Source organism: Saccharothrix sp. ALI-22-I, assembly GCF_001984175.1.
Classification (GTDB): domain Bacteria; phylum Actinomycetota; class Actinomycetes; order Mycobacteriales; family Pseudonocardiaceae; genus Actinosynnema.
Genome location: NZ_MTQP01000054.1, coordinates 124640 through 145090, shown reverse-complemented (window position 1 = coordinate 145090; position 20451 = coordinate 124640). Strand labels below are relative to the sequence as shown.

At 70.1% G+C, this 20451-nt stretch carries 15 protein-coding genes and 2 pseudogenes; 10 read left to right on the top strand and 7 right to left on the bottom strand.

Annotation, left to right across the window (positions count from 1 at the left end):
• The first annotated feature begins 247 nt into the window (after positions 1-247).
• From ALI22I_RS14110 to ALI22I_RS14085, 6 genes are all read left to right on the top strand, one after another.
• The gene (locus tag ALI22I_RS14110) at positions 248-3772 is read left to right on the top strand and encodes an NACHT domain-containing protein (RefSeq protein ID WP_077005937.1); all 3525 of its coding nucleotides are present in this window, start codon (positions 248-250) and stop codon (positions 3770-3772) included.
• Positions 3773-3857: 85 nt separating this feature from the next.
• Positions 3858-5585 (top strand): alpha-glucosidase, encoded by a 1728-nt coding sequence (locus ALI22I_RS14105; RefSeq protein WP_077005936.1) that lies wholly within the window; start codon positions 3858-3860, stop codon positions 5583-5585.
• Between the two features lie 95 nt (positions 5586-5680).
• Entirely contained in the window at positions 5681-7114 is a 1434-nt protein-coding gene (locus ALI22I_RS14100) for an RICIN domain-containing protein (RefSeq protein ID WP_077005935.1), read from the top strand.
• Between the two features lie 66 nt (positions 7115-7180).
• On the top strand, positions 7181-7978 hold the full coding sequence (locus ALI22I_RS14095; protein ID WP_077005934.1) for a hypothetical protein: 798 nt from the start codon (positions 7181-7183) through the stop codon (positions 7976-7978).
• 115 nt (positions 7979-8093) lie between these two features.
• A complete protein-coding gene (locus ALI22I_RS14090) occupies positions 8094-9728 on the top strand; it encodes a LuxR C-terminal-related transcriptional regulator (RefSeq protein WP_077005933.1) in 1635 nt (544 codons plus the stop codon).
• 130 nt (positions 9729-9858) lie between these two features.
• Positions 9859-10155: a DUF3303 domain-containing protein gene (locus tag ALI22I_RS14085; RefSeq protein ID WP_077005932.1), complete on the top strand. Its 297-nt coding sequence runs from the start codon at positions 9859-9861 to the stop codon at positions 10153-10155.
• Positions 10156-10395: 240 nt separating this feature from the next.
• Here the strand turns inward: ALI22I_RS14085 and ALI22I_RS14080 are convergent, their stop codons facing one another.
• Entirely contained in the window at positions 10396-11193 is a 798-nt protein-coding gene (locus tag ALI22I_RS14080) for an AraC family transcriptional regulator (protein ID WP_202970960.1), read from the bottom strand.
• Positions 11194-11242: 49 nt separating this feature from the next.
• On the opposite strand from ALI22I_RS14080, the gene ALI22I_RS14075 reads away from it, so the two are divergent.
• Positions 11243-11674, top strand: a complete 432-nt coding sequence (locus ALI22I_RS14075) for a DUF2000 domain-containing protein (protein ID WP_077005930.1) — start codon at positions 11243-11245, stop codon at positions 11672-11674.
• A gap of 24 nt (positions 11675-11698) precedes the next feature.
• Here the strand turns inward: ALI22I_RS14075 and ALI22I_RS14070 are convergent, their stop codons facing one another.
• Positions 11699-11884 carry a hypothetical protein gene (locus ALI22I_RS14070; RefSeq protein WP_077005929.1) on the bottom strand — a complete coding sequence of 62 codons (186 nt, stop codon included), beginning with the start codon at positions 11882-11884 and terminating at the stop codon, positions 11699-11701.
• A 20-nt stretch (positions 11885-11904) separates the two neighbouring features.
• On the opposite strand from ALI22I_RS14070, the pseudogene ALI22I_RS53630 reads away from it, so the two are divergent.
• A pseudogene (locus ALI22I_RS53630) lies at positions 11905-12432 on the top strand (cation:proton antiporter domain-containing protein); the annotation flags it as partial.
• Positions 12433-12690: 258 nt separating this feature from the next.
• On the opposite strand, the pseudogene ALI22I_RS55580 reads toward ALI22I_RS53630, so the two are convergent.
• Both ALI22I_RS55580 and ALI22I_RS14060 read right to left on the bottom strand, forming a co-directional pair.
• Positions 12691-12816: pseudogene (locus ALI22I_RS55580) on the bottom strand (dihydrofolate reductase family protein); the annotation flags it as partial.
• A 766-nt stretch (positions 12817-13582) separates the two neighbouring features.
• Positions 13583-14191 carry a TetR/AcrR family transcriptional regulator gene (locus ALI22I_RS14060; RefSeq protein WP_077005927.1) on the bottom strand — a complete coding sequence of 203 codons (609 nt, stop codon included), beginning with the start codon at positions 14189-14191 and terminating at the stop codon, positions 13583-13585.
• A gap of 123 nt (positions 14192-14314) precedes the next feature.
• Between ALI22I_RS14060 and ALI22I_RS14055 the strand changes: the two genes are divergently transcribed.
• Together ALI22I_RS14055 and argS are read left to right on the top strand one after the other, a co-directional pair.
• Complete coding sequence (locus ALI22I_RS14055) at positions 14315-15445, top strand: DUF418 domain-containing protein (protein ID WP_238598347.1); 1131 nt, start codon at positions 14315-14317, stop codon at positions 15443-15445.
• 242 nt (positions 15446-15687) lie between these two features.
• Positions 15688-17424, top strand: coding sequence for an arginine--tRNA ligase (gene argS, locus ALI22I_RS14050; RefSeq protein WP_077005926.1), 1737 nt, complete (start codon positions 15688-15690; stop codon positions 17422-17424).
• 46 nt (positions 17425-17470) lie between these two features.
• On the opposite strand, the gene ALI22I_RS14045 is transcribed toward argS, so the two are convergent.
• The 3 genes from ALI22I_RS14045 to modB form a co-directional block, all read right to left on the bottom strand.
• Positions 17471-18508: a medium chain dehydrogenase/reductase family protein gene (locus ALI22I_RS14045; RefSeq protein ID WP_083751714.1), complete on the bottom strand. Its 1038-nt coding sequence runs from the start codon at positions 18506-18508 to the stop codon at positions 17471-17473.
• Between the two features lie 118 nt (positions 18509-18626).
• Complete coding sequence (locus ALI22I_RS14040; protein ID WP_077005924.1) at positions 18627-19676, bottom strand: ABC transporter ATP-binding protein; 1050 nt, start codon at positions 19674-19676, stop codon at positions 18627-18629.
• Positions 19673-20446 (bottom strand): molybdate ABC transporter permease subunit, encoded by a 774-nt coding sequence (gene modB / locus ALI22I_RS14035; RefSeq protein ID WP_077005976.1) that lies wholly within the window; start codon positions 20444-20446, stop codon positions 19673-19675. Before modB ends, ALI22I_RS14040 begins: the two co-directional genes overlap by 4 nt.
• Positions 20447-20451 lie beyond the last annotated feature (5 nt).

Genomic DNA, 20451 nt, shown 5'->3' with positions numbered 1-20451 from the left:
GTCAAGGGCGAGACGACGTCCACTGCACACCGGACAGGCCTCGCACTTGCCCAACGACCTGAGCGGCTGGTGTTTCAACCGACTGCGCACGGATATTAGCCCAGGGTGCCCGATCAGGCACGATCGGTTCAGACGGCGGCGCGTCGATCAACTCCGCCACCCGATCGGGGGATGGGTGGTCCGCAGGGTCCTGGGTGATCCGTGAATTGCGGCCCGCCTGCCGTCCCCTGGGGTGATCATTGCTCCCATGCCCCGCCCAGCCCTGTTCTCGTACGAAGGCGCACTCCGCGTGCTCGGCAGGTACGACCGCCCGTGGCTCGACAAGGCCGACGTGTTCCTCGGCGTCGGCATCCTCGTCGGCGGTGCGGTCGAGCCGGACGTCCTGAGCCTGGTCGACCCCAAGAACGAAGCCACGGCGTCCCTGCGGAAGATCCTCGACGGGATCACGGACAAGCTGACCGGCCTGAACGGCGTGCACCGGCACGAACTCATCGCCGCCGCACACACGATCATCGCCGTGACCTCGGTCTTCGACGCGTTCCGCGACGAGATCGGCCCGGTCTTCGACACGCTCCAGGTCACCGATCGCGAGAAGTTCCGCGCCCTCGGCGCCGAACCGGACGGGAAGAAGGAGGTCACCGCCCTGCCCAGCCTGACCGCGCTGAACGTCCCCGCCCCGAACGCCACGCGCGGGTTCCAGGAGAACCTGACTATCGAGCTGAGCAGATTCTTCGCCATCGCCACAGATCTCGTGACGGAGTTCCTCGACGGGCTGGGAGCCCGGCCTCCACAGTTCCACGGCACGCGATTCCGTCATGCCATGGCCACGACGAGCCGTGAAAAGTACACGCACCACTACCTGGGGCTGGCCGGGGCGATCCCCGAGTTCCGGATCTGGGCTTTGCTCGGCGAGCACGCCGCCACGCGCGCCGCGATCCGGCGGAGCGACGCCAAGTTCGCGGAGGCGTTGGAGGCCGTCCGGACCGAGTCCCTGGAAGTGTTCTCCACACTGCTGTCGCAGCTCTCGTCAGGGCAGCTTCCCCCGAGCCGGACGTACCGGAAGAAGCTCGAACACGCGGCGACCGCCGTCTTGGGCAAACCGCTGCTGCGAGGCGGCAGCGACACCTCCACGATCGACGCCGTCTTTCCCACCGTCGAACGCGGGTTCGTGGCCCCCGGCTATCGGCTGACCGTGTATCACGAGAAAACCCAACCCTCGTCCGAGGGATGGTGGGACAGGCACACCGAAGTCCGGGACGACATCGACACCTTCCTCGCCGCCCACCTCTCCGGACCCGACAGCACGACCCTCCCACTGCTGGTACTGGGCAACCCCGGCGCGGGCAAGTCGCTGTTGGTGGACGTGCTCGCCGCGCGGCTGCCCGCCGACCGGTTCACCGTGGTCACGGTGCAGCTCCGCAAGGTGCGCGCGGAAGATCCGGTGCACGAGCAGATCGAGACGGCGTTGACGGAGGTCTTCGCGGAACGGGTCGGGTGGGGCAGGCTCGCCGACGAGTGCGAGGACAGCACACGTGTCGTGCTGCTGGACGGGTTCGACGAACTGATCCAGGCCAGCGGCGTGCAGCAGTCCGCGTACATCCAACAGGTCCGGGACTTCCAGGAGCGCGAGGCGGACCTCGGTCGGCCGGTCGCTGTGGTGATCACGTCGCGGATGCTCGTGGCGGACCGCGCGCGCATCCCCGTCGGAGTGCCGATCGTCAAACTGGAGGAGTTCGACGACGAGCGCGTCGACCGTTGGCTGGAGGCGTGGAACGACGCGAACACCAGCACGTCGGGCTTCCGCCCACTCAGCCAGGCCCAACTCGTCCACCACTCCGACCTGGCGCGGCAGCCGTTGATCCTGCTCATGCTCGTCATCTACGCGGCAGACCCTGACAACCCTCCACTGGACGACCACAACCTGTCGAAGGCCGAGTTGTACGGACGCCTGATCAGGTCTTTCATCCTGCGCCAAGTACGTGACAAGAGCTCCAGGCGGCCCTCCGAGGACCATGTCACCACCCGCGCCGCGCAGAGTGGGTGGCAGCTGGGCATTGCCGCGCTGGCGATGTTCAACCGGGGACGGCAGTACGTGACCGACCGGGAGCTGAACCAGGACCTGGCCGTGTTCGCCCCGGCCGAGGCCACCGCGCCGGCCACCACCCTCGACACCCCCGTCAGTGATGCCGACCGCACCGTGGAGAACTTCTTCTTCATCCACGCGGCGGCACTCAACGAGAAAGCCGAGACCGGCCGCCGCTCCTACGAATTCCTGCACGCCACGTTCGGCGAGTACCTGATCGCCGAGGTGACGCTGACCCTGCTCAGGCAGATGGTCGTCCAACGCGCTCTGCCGGCCGCCAACCCCTACCTGCGATCCGCGCCACCGGACGACTCCCTCTTGTACACCCTGATTTCGCACCAGCCGTTCGTCAAACGCAAGCCCATCCTGGAGCTCGCCGCCGGTTTGTTCGCCGCCCTCGACCAGGGCACCCGGACCGGTGTTCTCGCGGTGCTGGATGACCTGATCAGGTCGTTCCACGACCGCGCGCGAAGCGACCCCCACCCCGACTACGCCCCGGCGAGGACGACACTCGTTTCCCGCATCGCCACCTACTCGGCGAACCTCGTCTGCCTGCGCGTCCTGCTGGACAAGGATGTGCCGACCCCTGTGCAGAGCCTGTTCCGGCACGAGGAGGACAGCCTCGACCCGTGGCGCTCAACCGTTCGGCTCTGGCAGTCCGGGCTCGACAAGGAGGGCTGGCAGAGTCTGGTCGACGAGCTGACCCTCGTCCACGACGGCTCGTGGCACATCACCCGCAGGGAGGTCGACCTTGAGGGGGCAGCGGGTAAAGAGGCTCAACTGCTGGGCGACGCGACGCTGGAGGGGATGATGCACACCGGACGGATCTTCGTCAGTGATGACATCACGTCGGCACCGGATGAGCAGTTCCTACTCCGAAAGTTGGCGCGGTGGATCGTCCTCACGTCGGGCACCACCGGCCGACGCGGCATCCCTTATGACGTCGATGCTCTCAACGGCATCATCAGCCGCCTCGACGCCGGGACGCCGATGAACCGCGGCGCCCGCGCCTGCATGTCGTCGGCCTTGTCCAGGGAGGCGCAGAGGCTTCCCCGCGATGTGGTCGAACGCGGTCTCAGGCACCTGATTCCCAAGACTCCGGAGGAGTGCCGCGACAGGGAGATACGTCCGTTCGAACTGATTTCCGCGGTCTGCTCCCATCCTGACCTGGTCGGCCTCGGGGTCCTTCCCGCAGAACTGCTGCCGCACCTGTTCCGGGGACACTCACTCACGGCGTTGCCTGCCGTTGTGCTGACGTGGCTCACCGTGACGTCAGGCGACCAACGCGTGGATGGCGCCTTCCACGAGTTCGCGGCGCAGGTGGGCGAGGCCGCACGTCCCTACTTGGGAGTAGGCGATTCCGCCTACCTGCCGGTCGAGGCTTTCGACTACCTCGCCCATCAGCGCGCAGTCGAGCCCCCGTTCGGCGAGACGCTGCTGAGGGTTCTGTACGAAGTCTCCCACGCCGTCGCGGGAGCAGTCGAACCACGGACCTTTCTCGACGTGGTGGAGAGGTTCGCCAACTCCTCCGCCGAGTCGCGACCCGACGACGCGAGTATCGAGGGCTTCATCACCGCCTACCTGGCCGACCGAGGCGTGGACATCGCTGCTGGCGGTACTTCGTCGGCACCGGACGTGCTCCGACGCCTGGCTGGCGAGCAGGACGAGCGGCACCAGTCGGACGCGTGATCAGCGCGGTTGCTTCAGCACTCGCAGCGCCGGGCGTGGGATGGTCAACTGGGGGTGATGTCCGACGAACCGGTGGAGGATGCCGATGACTCTCGACCAGCCCCGCCCGACCGTCACCACCACGGCCCCGTGGTGGTCCTCGGCCGTCGTGTACCAGGTGTACCCGCGCAGTTTCGCCGACTCGAACGGCGACGGGGTCGGTGATCTGGCCGGGTTGGCCGCGCGGCTGGACCACCTGGAACGGCTGGGCGTGGACGTGGTCTGGCTGTCGCCGGTGTACGCGTCGCCGCACGCCGACAACGGCTACGACATCTCCGACTACCAGGCGATCGACCCGGTGTTCGGCACGTTGGACGACTTCGACCGGCTGCTCGCCGACGTGCACGCGCGGGGCATGAAGCTGGTGATGGACCTGGTGGTCAACCACACGTCCGACGAGCACCCGTGGTTCGTGGAATCCCGTTCGTCCAAGGACAACCCGAAGCGCGACTGGTACTGGTGGCGTCCGCCGCGCGAGGGTTTCGAGGCGGGGCAACCGGGTGCGGAGCCGACCAACTGGGGGTCGTTCTTCTCCGGTCCTGCGTGGACGTTGGACGAGGCGACGGGGGAGTACTACCTGCGCCTGTTCGACCGCAAGCAGCCCGACCTGAACTGGGAGAACCCCGAGGTCCGGCAGGCGGTCTACGCGATGATGCGCTGGTGGCTGGACCGGGGCGTGGACGGGTTCCGGATGGACGTCATCAACCTCATCTCCAAGGACCCCGAGCTGCCCGACGGCGCGACGACCGGCGCCGGAGGACTGGGCGACGGGTTCCCGCACTTCGCCACCCGCCCCCGCGTGCACGAGTTCCTGCGCGAGATGAACCGCGAGGTGTTCGAGGGACGGCAAGGCGATTACCTGACCGTGGGGGAGATGCCGGGCGTGACGTGGGAGCAGGCCCGGCTGTTCACCGACCCGGCGCGGCGCGAGTTGGACATGGTGTTCCAGTTCGAGCACGTCTCGCTGGACCAGGGTCCGGGCGGCAAGTTCGACCCCAAGCCGCTGGACCTGCGTGACCTCAAGGCGTCGCTGGGCCGGTGGCAGACCGCGTTGGGTGACGTCGGCTGGAACAGCCTGTACTGGAACAACCACGACCAGCCCCGGGTGGTGTCCCGCTTCGGTGACGACGGCGAGCACTGGCGCGAGTCGGCGACCGCGCTGGCGACCGTGCTGCACCTGCACCGCGGCACCCCGTACGTCTACCAGGGCGAGGAACTCGGCATGACCAACGCGCCGTTCGGCGGCGTGGACGAGATGCGCGACCTCGAATCGCTCAACCACTACCGCGAGTCCGTCGCGGCGGGCGGTGAGCCGGACACGATCCTGCGCGGCCTGCGCGCGATGGGCCGCGACAACGCCCGCACACCCGTGCAGTGGGACGCGACCCCCAACGCCGGGTTCACCTCCGGTGAGCCGTGGCTCGCGGTGAACCCCAACCACACCTGGCTCAACGCCCAGGCCCAGTACGACGACCCCCGTTCGATCTTCCACCACTACCGGCGGCTGATCGAGCTGCGCCACACCCTCCCTGTGGTGGCCCTGGGCGACTTCCGCATGCTGCTCGCCGACCACCCGCACATCTACGCCTACGAACGCACCCTGGACGACGCCCGCCTGCTCGTGATCGCAAACCTCAGCGGCACCCCGCAGAGCGCTGAACTGACCCCCGAGTGGTCCGCCGCCGACGTGATCCTGGCGAACACCGAGGACGCGCGCGTCTCGACTGGTCGCGTCGACCTCGAACCGTGGGAGGCGTTGGTGCTCCAGCGGTAGCCGCCACGGGCTTCCCCGGAACCGGTCAAGTAAGTACGGTCGGCAGCGAGCCTTCCGCCGAGGCGATCTCTTTCAGTGGAAGGAGAGCGTCCGCAATGTCGCGTCGACGCTTCGCGCTCGGAGTCGTGTCCGCCCTCTTGCTCGGTCTCGTCGCCGCCTCGCCCGCCGCTCAGGCCGCGCCGGTGACCGTGACCAACGGCATCCAGTTCACCGACACCACCGGGGCCGTCGTGCACGCCCACGGTGGCGGCATGCTCAAAGTCGGCTCGTACTACTACTGGTTCGGCGAGAACCGCAACACCGACAACACCTTCCGCGCGGTGTCGGTGTACCGGTCGACCGATCTGCGCACGTGGGAGTTCCGCAACAACGTGCTGACCCAGTCGTCCGCGGCCGAGCTGGGATCGGCCAACATCGAACGGCCCAAGGTGGTCTACAACAGCTCCACCGGCCAGTTCGTCATGTGGATGCACAAGGAGAACGGCACCGACTACGGCGAGGCGCGGGCGGCGGTGGCGACCTCGGCCACGGTCGACGGCAACTACACCTACCGGGGCAGCTTCCGGCCGTTGGGCCACATGTCCCGCGACATCACGCTGTTCCGCGACGACGACGGCACCGGGTACATGATCTCCGCGGCCCGCGAGAACGCCGACCTGCACGTCTACCGGCTCACCCCGGACTACCTGGGCGTGAGCAGCCTGGTGCACACGCTGTGGCCCGGGTCGTGGCGCGAGGCGCCCGCGATGTTCAAGCGCAACGGCGTGTACTTCCTGCTCACCTCCGGCGCCACCGGCTGGAACCCCAACCAGCAGAAGTACGCCACCGCGAGCAGCGTCGCCGGGTCGTGGAGCGCGCTGAGCAACATCGGCGACGGCACCAGCTACGGCACGCAGACCGCGCACGTCGTGCCGGTGCAGGGCACCCAGACCACGTCGTACCTGTACCTGGGCGACCGGTGGGCGGGTGCGTGGGGCGGCCGGGTCAACGAATCCCGGTACGTGTGGCTGCCGCTGCGGTTCCCCTCGGACACCAGCATGTCGATGAGCTGGTCACCGCAGGTCGGCATCGACACCACGACCGGCGTGGTGAACCCGGTCGGCAGCGGCACTCCCTACGAGACGTTCGTGGCGCGGCACAGCGGCAAGTGCGCCGACATCCCCAGCTCGTCGCGCGCCGACGGGACCGCGCTCAAGCAGTACCCGTGCAACGGCGGCCAGAACCAGCAGTGGCAGCTGGAGGACGCCGGCGGCGGCTACTACCGCCTGATCGCCCGGCACAGCGGCAAGTGCCTCGACGTGGCTGACTCGTCCACCGCCGACGGCGCGGCCGTGGCGCAGTACCCGTGCAACGGTGGCCAGAACCAGCAGTGGCAGGCGCAGGCCACCGGCAGCCACTACCGGCTCGTCGCCCGCCACAGCGGCAAGTGCCTGGACGTGACCAGCGGGTCCAGCGCGGACGGCGCGGTGATCAAGCAGTACACCTGCAACAGCGGCACCAACCAGCAGTGGACCCGTCGCGGCGTGTAATCAGGCCTGACAGCGCACCGGCAGGCGATTAGCCTTCGCTCGACTTCGTGAGGACAGGAGCCGGGCGTGCGGATCGTGGTGTGGGTGCTGGAGCGGCCGGACGTGGTGCGCGACCTGTTGCTCGACCGGGCCGCGCGCCCCCGACGGCTGGTGCCCACCCCGTACGGCACGCTGCTGCTCGGACCCGCACCGGAGGACCTGCGCGTGCTGCGTGCCGGGATGAAGGCGGCCACCACCGGCGACCGGCCTGCGATCGGCTTCGCGTGGAGCGACGACACCGCCCGGCTGCTGGTACGTGCCGCCGGCCGGGTCCAGGAGGCCGAGGTCGGCGGCACCATGCCCGACGACGTGGTCCGCGCCCTGGCCTCGGTGCTCGGTGTCGACGACGTGCGCGCCGCCCTCGCCCGCGCGCAGGGGCGCGGCCTGGACCGGTTGCGGCACTTCCTCGAACTGATCGGGTACGGGGCCGAGGCGCGGCTGCTCGACTGGGTCGACCGCACCGGCCCGGAGATCGTCCCCGTGCACCGCGAGCGGTGGTGGGAACGGGTGATCGGCGAACAGCGACAGCCCCGCAACACGGGCCTGCAACCGTTCCGGCGTACGGGTGGAGTGGTCGCGCAAGTCCTGTGGCTGCTGCTCGGCGTAGTGGCTCTGGTCGCGTTCCTCCCATTCGCGAACGAAGTGTTCCCGGCGTGGATGGTCGTGGGTTACGTGGTCGGCGTCGTGCCGACCGCCGTGGGAAGCGTGGCGGCGGGGGCGTTGATGATCGCGCGGTGGCGGCGGCCCGATCCGTTCCCGATCAGCGACCCGCTCGGCGTCATGGCCGACGCCCCGGACTTCGACGGCACCCCGGCGGGCGGGTAGCCGTCTCGCTCGTTGCGCCGGCCCGGATGACGCACGCCTCGGACCGACCGTCTCCGAAGGCGCGTTGCGCGACCTGCGCGGACACTTGAGTCGTCTGCGGAGGGGGGAGGAGGCCATGGGGTCGGTCCCTGATCTGGAACGTGGGCGTCGGCTGTACGCGCAGGCGCGGTGGCGGGAGGCCTACGACGCGTTGACCTTGGCCGACGTCGTGACGCGGTTGCCGGCGAGCGACTTGGAACTGCTCGGACGGGCGGCGTACATGCTCGGCCGCGACGACGACTACGTGAACGCCTTGGAACGCGCCCACCACGCCCACTTGGACGACGGAGCGCCGATGCCCGCCGTCCGCTGCGCCTTCTGGATCGGCCACAGCCGGCTGTTCCGCGGCCAGACGGCACCGGCCTCCGGGTGGTTCGCGCGGGCGGAGCGGTTGCTCGACCAGGAACGGGGCGACGTCGCCGAACGTGGATACGTGCTGGTAGGGGCCCTGCTGGGCCACCTCGTCAGGGGTGATGCCGCGGGCGCCCTGGCCGTTGCCGCGGAGATCACCGCGATCGGAGAGCGGTTCGGTGACCCCGACCTGGTCGCGATCGGCAGGATGGAACAGGGGCACGCGCTGGTCAGGACGGGCCACGCCGACGACGGCCTGCGGCTGATCGACGAGACGATGGTGGCCGTCACGTCCGGTGAGCTCTCGCCGATCGTCACCGGGATCGTGTACTGCAACACGATCTCGTTCTGCCGCGGCGTCTACCAGCTGCGCCGCGTCCGGGAGTGGACCGCGGCCCTGACCCGGTGGTGCGCGCGCCAGCCCCAGATGGTGACCCACAACGGCCTCTGCCTGGTGCACCGGGCCGAGATCATGACCCTCGGCGGCGCCTGGGACGACGCGCTCGACGAACTGCACCGGGTCGGCGAGGAGTTCACCCTGGGCGCCCTGAACCGGTTGGCGAGCGGCGAGGCCGCCTACCGCTACGGCGAGGTGCGCCGCCTGCAAGGCCGGTTCGAACTCGCGGAGGACGCCTACCGCAGGGCCAGTGCCCTCGGGCGCGAGCCGCAACCAGGCCTGGCGCTCACCCGCCTGGCCCAGGGCAGTGCCGATTCGGCCGCCGCGACGATCCGCCGGGCCGTGTCCGAATCCACCCGCGGGCTGCCCCGGGTCGACCTGCTGCCCGCGTACGTCCGGATCATGCTGGCCGTCGGGGACGTCGACGCCGCCGCCGTCGCCTGCCGCGAACTCGACGAGATCGCCGCGCAGCAGCGCAGCGAGGCCATCGACGCGATGCGTTGGCACGCCCGGAGCGCCCTCGCGCTCGCCGAAGGTGACGCACAGGCCGCCCTGGCCGCGTGCCGCCGCGCCTGCGAGGCGTGGCGACAACTGGACGCGCCGTACGAGGCCGCCCGCAGCCGTGTCCTGCTCGGCCGGGCCTGTCGCCTGCTGGGCGACGAGGACTCGGCCGGTCTCGAACTCCGGGCCGCCCGGCAGGTCTTCACCGAACTGGGCGCCCAGCCCGAGGTGCTCGAACTGCTGGAACCTTCGGTCGACGCCGAACGCCGCCACGGCCTCAGCCCTCGCGAACAGGAGGTCCTCCGACTCGTCGCGAGCGGGCAGAGCAACCGGCAGATCGCCGCCACGCTGGTCCTCAGCGAGCACACCGTCGCCAGGCACCTCCAGAACATCTTCGCCAAGCTCGACGTCTCGTCGCGAACCGCCGCGAGTGCCTTCGCCTACGAACACCACCTCGTCTGACACCGCACCAATGGTGAATACCAACCACTCCGCTCCCGCCCGCAGTTGGTGAACCTCGGGGACGCGGGGCCACACGCGTGCCGCCTAGCGTCGTGTGCACCGACGACCCCGAAGAACGAGGTAACGCGCCATGTACGTCGCGGTCCACCACCAGATCAGGAACCCCGAAACCGCGTTCGCCCGCGGACGGCGTCTCATCTCCGGCGACGGCGCTCCGGAGACGATCAAGGTCCTCCAGTTCTACCCGAGCCAGGACCTGGCCCACGTCGTCTGCCTCTGGGAGTCCGACTCCGTCGAGTCGGTCCAGCGCTGGGTAGACACGACCCTCGGCGACTCCAGCGAGAACCTCTGCTACCCGGTGGCCAACGAGCAGGCGTTCGCCGAACGTCCCCTGGGCCTGCCCTCCAGGCCGGCGCTCAGCGTGTGAAGCCCGAGTCGGACCAGGGCCCGCTCACACGCCTTCGACCAGCGCATTGCAGAAATCCGCAATCGGCTTGCACGGACGACCGTGCACAGTGGTACTCGGCGCTGCGACCCGTGGGGGCGGGTCCGTGGACCGGGGGTAGGAAAAGGGGGACGCCCGCGACAGCAGTGGGGTCGCGGCGGAACCGGTGGGCGCGGCGGGTCGCTGGGGGGCGGCTCACCGCGCCTACCACCGGCCACCGGATCATCGTCCACCCCGCCTGCCCGCGTAATTCGCCGGGCCGACGCCGAGCATGCGTTTGAAGTGTCTGCCGAGGTGGGCCTGGTCGTAGAAGCCGACTTCCGGGGCCACCTCGGCCGGGGAGCGGCCGGCGAGCAGCAGGCGTCTGGCGAGGTCGACGCGACGGCCCGTCAGGTACCGGTGGGGAGGGATGCCGTACGCCTTGGTGAACGCCCGCACCAGGTGTGCGGGGTGGGCTTGCAGCGTGGTCGCCGCCTCGTCGAGCGCCACTCCCTCGACCGTCCGCTCGTCCAGCAGCTCCCGCAGCCGGGCGGCGACACCGGGATCGCGACGGGCGACGGGCGCGGCACGGCGGGTGAGCCGGTCCTTGAGGCGTTCCCGGATGAGCGCCAGCCTGCTCTGCGCCTCCAGGTGCTCGGTGAACGGGGTCAGCGCCCGGTGCAGCTGGTCGATCCGCCGGCGAAGCAGGGCATCCGGCAGTCCGGGGGCGTCCACCGCCGCCCCGATCGCGGCCGGGGCGAGCAGGTCGCTGTCCAGGTAGAGGACGCGCTTGCGGAAACCGTCCGGTGACGTGGCGCGGCCGTCGTGCGGCACGTGTGGTGGCAGCAGCGTCACCTGCGAGGTCCACGTGCCGTGTTCGTGCTTGTCCAGCATGTACCGGACGGCGCCGGTGTCGACGATCAGCAGCGTCCAGGCGTCGTGAGTGTGCGCCGGGTAGGCGTGGTCGGTGAAGCGGGCGTGGAGCACCTCGCGGATGCCGCCGACCGGCGGGCTCCACGCGCGGATCTCGGGCGGTTCCACGTTAAGAACGTACAAGACCCCTGTCGCGCCGACGGCGAGACTTCCGCTCGTGGAACCCCAGAACACCCGTGTCCGCTTCGACACCAAGATCGCCGTCCTGCTGCGGGACGACCTGCTGCCGTGGCAATGCCTGAACGTGACGTCATTCCTGGTCAGCGGCCTCGCCGCAGCCCTGCCCGACCTGATCGGCGAGCCGTACCGCGACGCCGACGACACCGAGTACCTCGCGATGTTCGGCCAGCCGGTGCTCGTGCTGCAAGGCGGCAAGGAGACCCTCACCAGCGCCCACGAGCGGGCGCTCGGACGCGGCATGATGATCGCCGTGTTCACCTCCGACCTGTTCGCCACCGGCAACGACCACGACAATCGCGCCGCGGTCCAGGCAGTTTCCCGCGCCGCGCTGGACCTGGTGGGCATCGGCCTGCACGGGCCGCGCAACGCCGTGGACAAGGTGGTCAAGGGCGCGCGGATGCACCCGTGACCGTGTCGACCGACCAACCGATTGTCAGCTGTCCGCGGATTGCTGGTAGCGGGTTGCGGGTGTCGATTGGTTGCCGCCGAACATCAGGGCGGCTTCGGCGGTGACCAGTAGGTCCAGGACGGCGGACTGGTCCTCCAGGCCGGGAACGCAGATCGTCTCGCCGAGGCGCAGGCCGGTCAGGCTGGCCTGGACCACGCCCTCCGCCGACATGGTGAACGGCGTGGGGCGGCGTGCACCTGCCGCCGGAGTTGGTGCTGCTGCTGTTCCTGCCGGCACTGCTGTACTGGGAGAGCCTGACCACCTCACTGCGTGAGATCCGCGCCAACCTGCGCGGCATCGTCCTGCTGAGCACCGTCCTGGTCATCGCGACGGCCTCGGCCGTCGCGGTCGTGGCGCACACGCTGGGCCTGCCCTTGGGGCCGGCCTGGGTGCTCGGCGCGGCTCTCGCCCCGACCGACGCCACCGCGGTCGGTGTGGTCGCCCGGTTGTTGCCCCGAGGCCAGGTCACCGTGCTGCGCGCGGAGAGCCTGGTCAACGACGGCACCGCGCTGGTGATCTACGGGTTGGCGGTCGGCGTCACGGTCGGCGAGGAGCAGCTGGGCGCGGCGCACGTGGGCTGGCTGTTCCTGCTCGCCTACGTCGGCGGGGCCGTGGCCGGGGCGGTGACCGGCAGGGTCGCGGCGCAGGTGCGCCGCCGCCAGACCGACCCGCTGACCGGGCAGGTCACCATGATGCTGATCCCGTTCACCGCGTTCCTTCTGGTCAGCGCGTTCGCCGGCTTCCGCGGGGCGGTGTCGCTGGCCGCCGCACTGGCCGTGCCCCACCAACTCGCCTCCGGCGCGCCGTTCCCGAACCGGGACATGATCGTGTCCGTGACCGGCGGAGTCATCGTGCTCACCCTGCTCCAGGGCCTGTTGCTACCCGGCGTCGTGCGATGGGCCCGGCTGCCCCGCGACACCGCCGTCGAGACCGAACGTCACCTCGCCGAGACCCGCGCCGCCGAGGAAGCCCTGCTGGTACTCGTCGATCAGCCCGGCCTGCATGGCCGCCCCGGCGAGCGTTGCGCCGCCGATGCCCATCGGGCCGCCGTCCTCGGCCTTGAGCCGGGTGATCTCGGCGACCGCGTCGCCGGTGACCAGGCGGTGTTCCAGTGATCTCGTGGTGTTGGGCGGCGAGTCGCGCGAGGGCAACGCCCGGTCCCGGTCGCAGGTCATCGCCGCGTACAACTCGTCCCACATCGCGTCGGGGATGGCCCTGGGCGTCGCGTCCGCCACCCGCTGCCGCAGACGCGCCCGCTTGAACTGCCGCTGCGTCTCGATCGGGCTGCGGTGCGCCAACGCGAGCCTGCGGGCACGGGAGGACGGCACCGGGTTGACCACCGACCCCCGGCCGAAGTGCTCGTGGAAGGCATAGAAGCCGTACACGGCGCTGAGGCAGTGGTTGATCGTGCGGGGAGCGTAGCCCGTGGCCGGCGCCGGCTTACCCGTGCGGAGGTTCGCCACTCCGGGCGGTGTCCCACCTGCCCGCGTCCGCTTCCGCTTCCGCTGAGGGAACCAGCGCGGCAGGTCATAGCCGTAACTGCGGCTGGTCAGCGGACTCATGTCGCTCAACGCCAAGTCGCGCAGGTAGCGGGTCACAGGCTCGACCTCGACACCCGCGCCGTCCACGACCACGAATGGGGGAAGCGTTCCGGTCGCCGCCGCCGCCGCCGTCGACGCCGCCGCACCGCCGGCCGACGGCGCCACTTGGCGGTCGCTGACGACGGACAACGCACAGCGCCTGTTCCCCCGGCTCACCCGATGACCGCAGACACCCCGGCCATCCTCGCGGGGTGACGTTGCTGTTCGCCGTTGCCGGTGGTGCGGCGGTCGGCAACCTGTACTGGACGCGGCCACTGCCACTGGAACGTCAGGATTCGACTTGGACCGCATGGCGCAGAAGTCGGGTGAGGACCAGTTGCAGTGTCTCGCGTTCGCGCTTCGGTACGAAACTCGCGTCCACCGCGACGCGGTTGAACAAGCCGTCCACCAGGGCGGCGAGCCAGGTGGCGGTCGTGGTCGGGTCCAGCCCGGGGTCGATCCGGCCTGCCTCGGTCGCCCGGTCGACCAAGTCGGCCAGGCCGGACCGCACCAACTGGTCATTGGTCGCGACCAGTGCCGCGATCCGTTCGTCGCGGTGGGCTTGGGCGGAGATCTCAAGGGTGAGCCGGGCGTATTCCGCGTCCGCGGCCAGGGCGATCACCAGGTCGAAGAATTTTGTCAGCGCGTCCCATGGCTCGGCGGCTGACAGGTCGGCGAACAGTGCCTCGGTGTCGGCGCCGTCCTGTTCGACGACCGCGGCGAAGATGTCCTGCTTGCTGCCGAAGTAGTAGAACAGGTTGCCCGGGCTCATCCCCGCCTCGGCGCAGATGTCGGCGGTGCGGGTCTGGCCGAACCCCTTGCGCGCGAAGCATCGCGCCGCGGCCTCCAGGATCTGGAGTCGCTTCGCCTCGCGCTTGGCTGGGTCAACGGTGCGCATGGGCCCGATTCAACCAGGGGGTTGACGGCGGAGGTCACGGTCCCCAATATTAGACCGACTACTCGGTATATGAAAGGCATGTCTGTGTCTACTCAGCCCCGCCTGTCTACTCAGTCCCGCCTCGTGCGGTTGGACGCGCTGCGCGGGTTCGCACTGTTCGGCATCCTCGCTGTCAACGTGTGGGCGTTCGCGACCGGTTACTACGTCTCCGGCATCGCCGACCCGGCACGCGATCCGGCGATCCAGTGGATCGTCTCGATGTTCTTCGAGACCAAGTTCTACCTGCTGTTCTCCTTCCTCTTCGGCTACAGCTTCACGCTGCAGATGGATGCCGCCGCACGCAGGGGCGCCGCTTTCTGGCCGCGGATGCTGCGGCGGCACATCGGGCTCGCGGTGATCGGCGCCGCACACGCCGTACTGCTGTTCCACGGCGACATCCTCACCACCTATGCCGTGCTCGGCCTCGTCCTGCTGGCGCTGCGCGGCATCTCCCCGAGGCGCGCGGTCTGGCTGGCGGTGAGCCTGCTTCTCGCCAGCGGCGCGCTGTGGACTCTGCTGGGCGTCCTCGACATGCTCACCCGCACCCCGATCGACGCCACCATGGTGTCCGCACGGGTCGCCGAAACGGTGGCCGCCTATCAGGGAACCCCCGAGACGGTCGTCGCTGAGCACCTGCGACAGCTGCCCGGCACGCTCGAACTCGTCGTGTTCGTGCAGGCTCCCAGTACCCTGGCGATGTTTCTGCTCGGGTTCGCGGCAGGCAAGCGGCAGGTGCTCGCCGAACCTTGGCGTTACCGGGCACTGTGGTCGTGGCTGCTGCGTGCCGGCTTGCCCGTCGGGCTCGTCGGGGCCGGTTTCTACGCCCACATCGCGGTGAATCACACCGGGAGCGGTGCCGAGACCCTCGCGATCGGAGTCAGCATCCTCACCGCTCCACTACTCGCCGGTGGGTACATCGCCGCGCTACTGCGCCTGTTCGACACCCGCGCCGCAGCCGTGTTCGCCCCGGCAGGCCGCGTCGCGCTGTCGAACTACATCCTGCAATCGGCCATCTTGGGCGTTGTCTTCACCGCGTACGGGCTCGGCCTGGTGGGCACGCTGTCCTACAGCGCAGTCGCCGGGCTCGTCGTCGGCATTTACGCAGTCCAGCTCGCACTCAGCGCGCTGTGGCTCCGCAGTCACCGCTACGGACCGCTGGAATGGCTCCTCCGCACGGTGACCACAGGTGCATGGCCCGTTGTCACCCGCCAATAGTCTCTCCGTCCCCGGCTCGCTCAAGGTCGTCGACGGGTTCGTGGATTCGGCGGTGCGTCGCTGGGCGGCCTTGGCGTTCGAACACGGTTGTGCGCGGTGGTGTTGATGTTGGCGTCGGTGGCGGCTCGGCGGGCTCGTCACTGGTGGGGGCAGCTCACCGTGCCCACCGAAACTCGTTCGCGCCGACGTGCGTCCTGCTCCACAATCACCCGAACGTCACAGAGTGCAACGGAGGGTGATCGGTGCTGGATGGGGATGTCGGGCTGGAGCTCGGCGCACGGGTGGCCAACGCGCTGAAAGTGGCGCTCGACGTGGACATCACCCCGGTCGAGGCGCTGATCCGACCCTCCGCCCCCGGCCGAAGGGCGGACTACCAGTGCAACGTGGCCATGAGCCTGGCCAGGAAACTCGGTCGCCCGCCCCGTGACGTCGCGACCGCGATCGTCGAGCACCTGCACGCCGCCGACATGGTCGAGCCGCCCGAGGTGGCCGGCCCCGGATTCGTCGAATTCACCCTGCGCCGGGAGTGGCTGCAGGAGCGGATCTCCGGACTGCTCGGCGACGAGCGGCTGGGCGTGCCGACGGCCGAGCCCAAGCGGTACGCCATCGACTACGGCAGCCCCAACGTGGCCAAGGAGATGCACGTCGGCCACCTGCGGTCCTCCATCATTGGCGACGCGGTGGTCCGGCTGCTGGAGTACGCGGGCCACGAGGTCGTCCGGCACAACCACCTCGGCGACTGGGGCACGCCCTTCGGCATGCTCATCGAGCACCTGATCGACCAGGGTTGGACGTCCGCCGACCACACGATCAGCGACCTCAACGGCTTCTACCAGGAAGCGCGCAAGAAGTTCGACGCCGACCCGGCGTTCGCCGACCGGGCCCGGCTGCGCGTGGTGGCGTTGCAGAGCGGCGACGAGACCACGTTGGCGCTGTGGCGGGGACTGGTCGCGGAGTCCGAACGGCACTTCGCCGCGGTGTACGACATGCTGGGCGTGAAGCTGACCGCCGACGACTACTACGGCGAGAGCTTCTACAACCCGTTCCTGGCCGATGTCGTGGAGGAACTGGAGGCCAAGGGCCTCACGTCTGTCAGCGGTGGCGCGCTGTGCGTGTTCCCGCCGGGGTTCACCAACCGCGAGGGCGAACCGCTGCCGCTGATCGTGCGCAAGAGCGACGGCGGGTACGGCTACGCCAGCACCGACCTGGCCACCGCCCGGTACTGGACCCGTGAGCGCGGCGCCACCGACCTGCTGTACGTGGTCGGGACGCCGCAGGCGGAGCACTTCCGGATGGTGTTCGCCACCGCCCGCGCCGCCGGCTGGCTCGACGACGGGCACCGGGCCGTGCACATCGGGTTCGGCTCGATCCTCGGCGAGGACGGCAAGGTCCTGCGCACCCGGGCGGGCGGGTCGGTGAAGCTGGTCGACCTGCTGCACGAGGCGGTGGACCGGGCCGCCAAGGCGGTGACCGAACGGTCCAAACAGGACTCCGCGTGGCAGGAGGAGGTGGCGCGCGCGGTCGGCATCGGCGCGGTCAAGTACGCGGACCTGTCCGGTGACCGGGAGAAGGACTACGTCTTCGCCTGGGACCGGATGCTGGCCATGGAAGGCAACACCTCCGTGTACCTCCAGTACGCCAACGCCCGCGCGCTGTCGGTGGTCCGCCGCGTCGGACGGGAGGCGGAGCCCGGCACGCCGGTGGCGTTGGGCGACGCCGCCGAACGCGCGCTGGCGGTGAAGATCCTCCAACTGCCCGCCGCCCTGGCCGTCGCGACCGAGGAGTACGCGCCGCACAAGCTGTGCACCTACCTGTACGAGACGGCGGTCGTGTTCTCCACCTTCTACGAGAAGTGCCGGGTCGTGGACGCCCCGGACGACCGCACCCGCACGTCGCGCCTGGCGCTGGCCCAGCTCACGTCCCGCGTACTGGTCCTCGGCCTGACCCTGCTGGGCATCCAAGCCCCGAACCGACTCTGACCGCCGAACCCGGAGCACATGACGTCGTCGTCGGCGGGCGAGCGGATCACGGAACCAGGACGACTTTGCCGGTGACCGTGCCCGACTCGGCCAGCCGTACGGCGTCGGCGACCTGCTCCAGCGGCACGCGGGCGGCGACCTGCGGGCGCAGCCGGCCCTCGGCCAGCAGCGCGAACACCGCGCCCAGGTCGTCGGCCAGGCGGGCGCGGAACTTCGCCGCGCCGCGCCTGCCGGCCCAGATGTTGTAGAACCGGGCGGTGTGGCCGTTGGGCAGCGCGTTCCACCACAGCAGGCGGCCGAACAGCTTCAGCACCGGCAGCTGCGACGAGCCCGCCTGATCACGGGTGGAGGCGGTGCCGTAGGCGACGAGCGTGCCGCGCGGCGCGAGCAACCGGTAGGAGTCGACGATGCCGGGGCCGCCGACGTGGTCGAACACCGCGTCCACGCCATCGGGCGCCAGTTCGCGCACCTTGGTGGGCAGGTCGGCGGCACGGTAGTCGATCGGGGTGGCGCCCAGGGTGCGGACCGTGTCGTGGTTGCGGGGCGAGGCGGTGCCGATGACACGTGCTCCGGCCAGGCGGGCAAGCTGCACCAGGGTGGAGCCGACGCCGCCGTTCGCGCCGTGCACCAGCACGGTCTGACCCGCGGTGACCTTCGCGATACCGTGCAGCATCTGCCACGCCGTGATGCCGTTGACCACGACCGTCTCCGCCTCGGCCGGGTCGACGCCGTCGGGCACCGGCACCAGGTCGGCCGCCTCGACCAGCGCGTGGCTCGTCCAGCCGCCGATCTTGGTCAGCGCCGCGAACCGCCGGCCGACCAGCGCCGGGTCCACGCCGGCACCGACCGCCGCGACCGTGCCGACCAGGTCGTAGCCGGGCACGAACGGGAACGCGGGCTGGTCGTAGTACTTGGCCCGGCGCATCTGCTGCTCGGCGAACGACACCCCGGTCGCCTCCACCCGCACCAGCGCCTGCCCCGAACCGGGGACGGGACGTTCACGGTGGCGCAGTTCCAGACCGTCGGGCTCGACCGCGCCCGGTAGCACGATCTCCAGCACCTGCTCGGTGGACGACTCGCTCATCTCTTCCTCCATCTGTGAGTGGTTAGTCACTCATTACTTGGCGAAGTGAACACCCACTGAGCTGCACTGTCAAGCAGCGCAGCTCAGAGAGGTCAAAAGGGTGGTTGGACAGTCACAGCTAGGACGGATAGGCGTGCACCTCGGTGGCCTTGACCGCAGCCCACAGCTCGTCACCCGGTTGGAGCCGCAGGTCGGCGACGGTCGCGGTGGTGATGTCGGCCAGCACGGGCGGCACGCCGTCCAGCCGCACGCGGGTGGTGTGGGCGTGCCGCTCGATCCCGGCCACCGTGACCCGCCACGCGTTGCGCGGGCTGCCGGTCGGGTGCTCCGGGTGCAGGCTCACGGCGGTGGGCGGGAAGACGACGTGCACCGGCCCGGACGCCGGAGTGGCGATGGTCAACGTGCCACCGGCGTCCAGCGAGACGGCCGTCCCGTGCGCGGTGCCGCGGTAGAGGTTGAGGCCGACCAGGTCGGCGACGTAGGAGGTCCGCGGACGACGTGCCACCTCGGTCGGCGTGCCCTCCTGCACGACCCGGCCGTGCTCCAGCACCACCAGCCGGTCGGCCAGCACCATCGCGTCCAACGGGTCGTGCGTGACCAGCAGCGTGTGGCCGGGGTAGTCGCGCAGGTGGTGGCCGAGTTCGGCGCGCACGTGCAACCGGGTCGCCGCGTCCAGGGCGGCCAGCGGCTCGTCGAGCAGCAGGAGTTCCGGGCTGGTCGCGAGCGCGCGGGCCAGGGCGACGCGCTGCGCTTGCCCACCGGACAACGTACGCGGCTTGGCCTTGGCGTGCGCCGCCAACCCGACCCGGTCCAGCCACCGGGCCGCCTCCTCCCGCGCCGCCGCCCGCCCGGTACCGCGCGCACGCAGCCCGAACGCCACGTTCTCCAAGGCGGACAGGTGCGCGAAGAGCAGGTAGTCCTGGAACACCACCCCGATCGGGCGCCGCTCGGCGGGCCGGAACACCTCCGGTGGCGCGTCCCACGTCTGCCCGCCCACCCGGATGTGCCCGCCGCTCAACGGCAACAGCCCGGCGAGCGCGCGCAGCGCCGTGGTCTTGCCCGCGCCGTTCGGGCCGAGCAGCGCGACGACCTCGCCCGGCTCGACGGTCACCTCCGCGGCCAGGACGAACCCGGCACGACCGACCCGCAGATCCGCGTGCAACGTCATGACGGACCACTGATCCAACGGTCGCGCAACGCGGCCAGCACACCGACCGACACCAGCAGCAGCACGACACTGAGCACGATCGCCGCGTCCGGATCGGTCTCCAGGGCCAGGTACACGGCCAGCGGCATGGTGGTCGTCTCACCGGGGAAGTTGCCCGCGAACGTGATGGTCGCCCCGAACTCGCCCAACGCCCGCGCCCAGCACAACACCGTGCCCGCCACCACGCCCGGCAGGATCGACGGCAACGTGACCCGCCGGAACGCCAACCACCGCGAGGCGCCGAGGGTCGCGGCGGCCTCCTCGTACCGCGGGTCGGCGGCCCGCAACGCGCCCTCCACCGAGATGACCAGGAACGGCATGGCCACGAACGCCTCCGCCAACACCACCCCCGCCGTGGTGAACGGCAACGAGATCCCGAACCACGCGTCGAGGTACTGCCCGACCAACCCGCGCCGGCCCAACACGAACAGCAACGCCACCCCGCCCACCACGGGCGGCAGCACGAGCGGCACCGTCACCAACGCCCGCAGCACACCACGCCCCGGCACGTCACCGCGCGCCAACAGCCACGCCAACGGCACGCCCAGCACCAGGCACACCACCGTCGCCAGACTCGCGCACACCAGCGACAACCGCAGCGCCTCGCCGACCGAAGAGCTGAACAGCTGCTCGGGCAGCGTGTCCCACGGTGCGCGCACCAGCAGCCCGACCAGCGGGACGAGCAGGAACGCGAGTCCGACGACGGCCGGCAGCACCAGGACCACCGGCAGTCGAC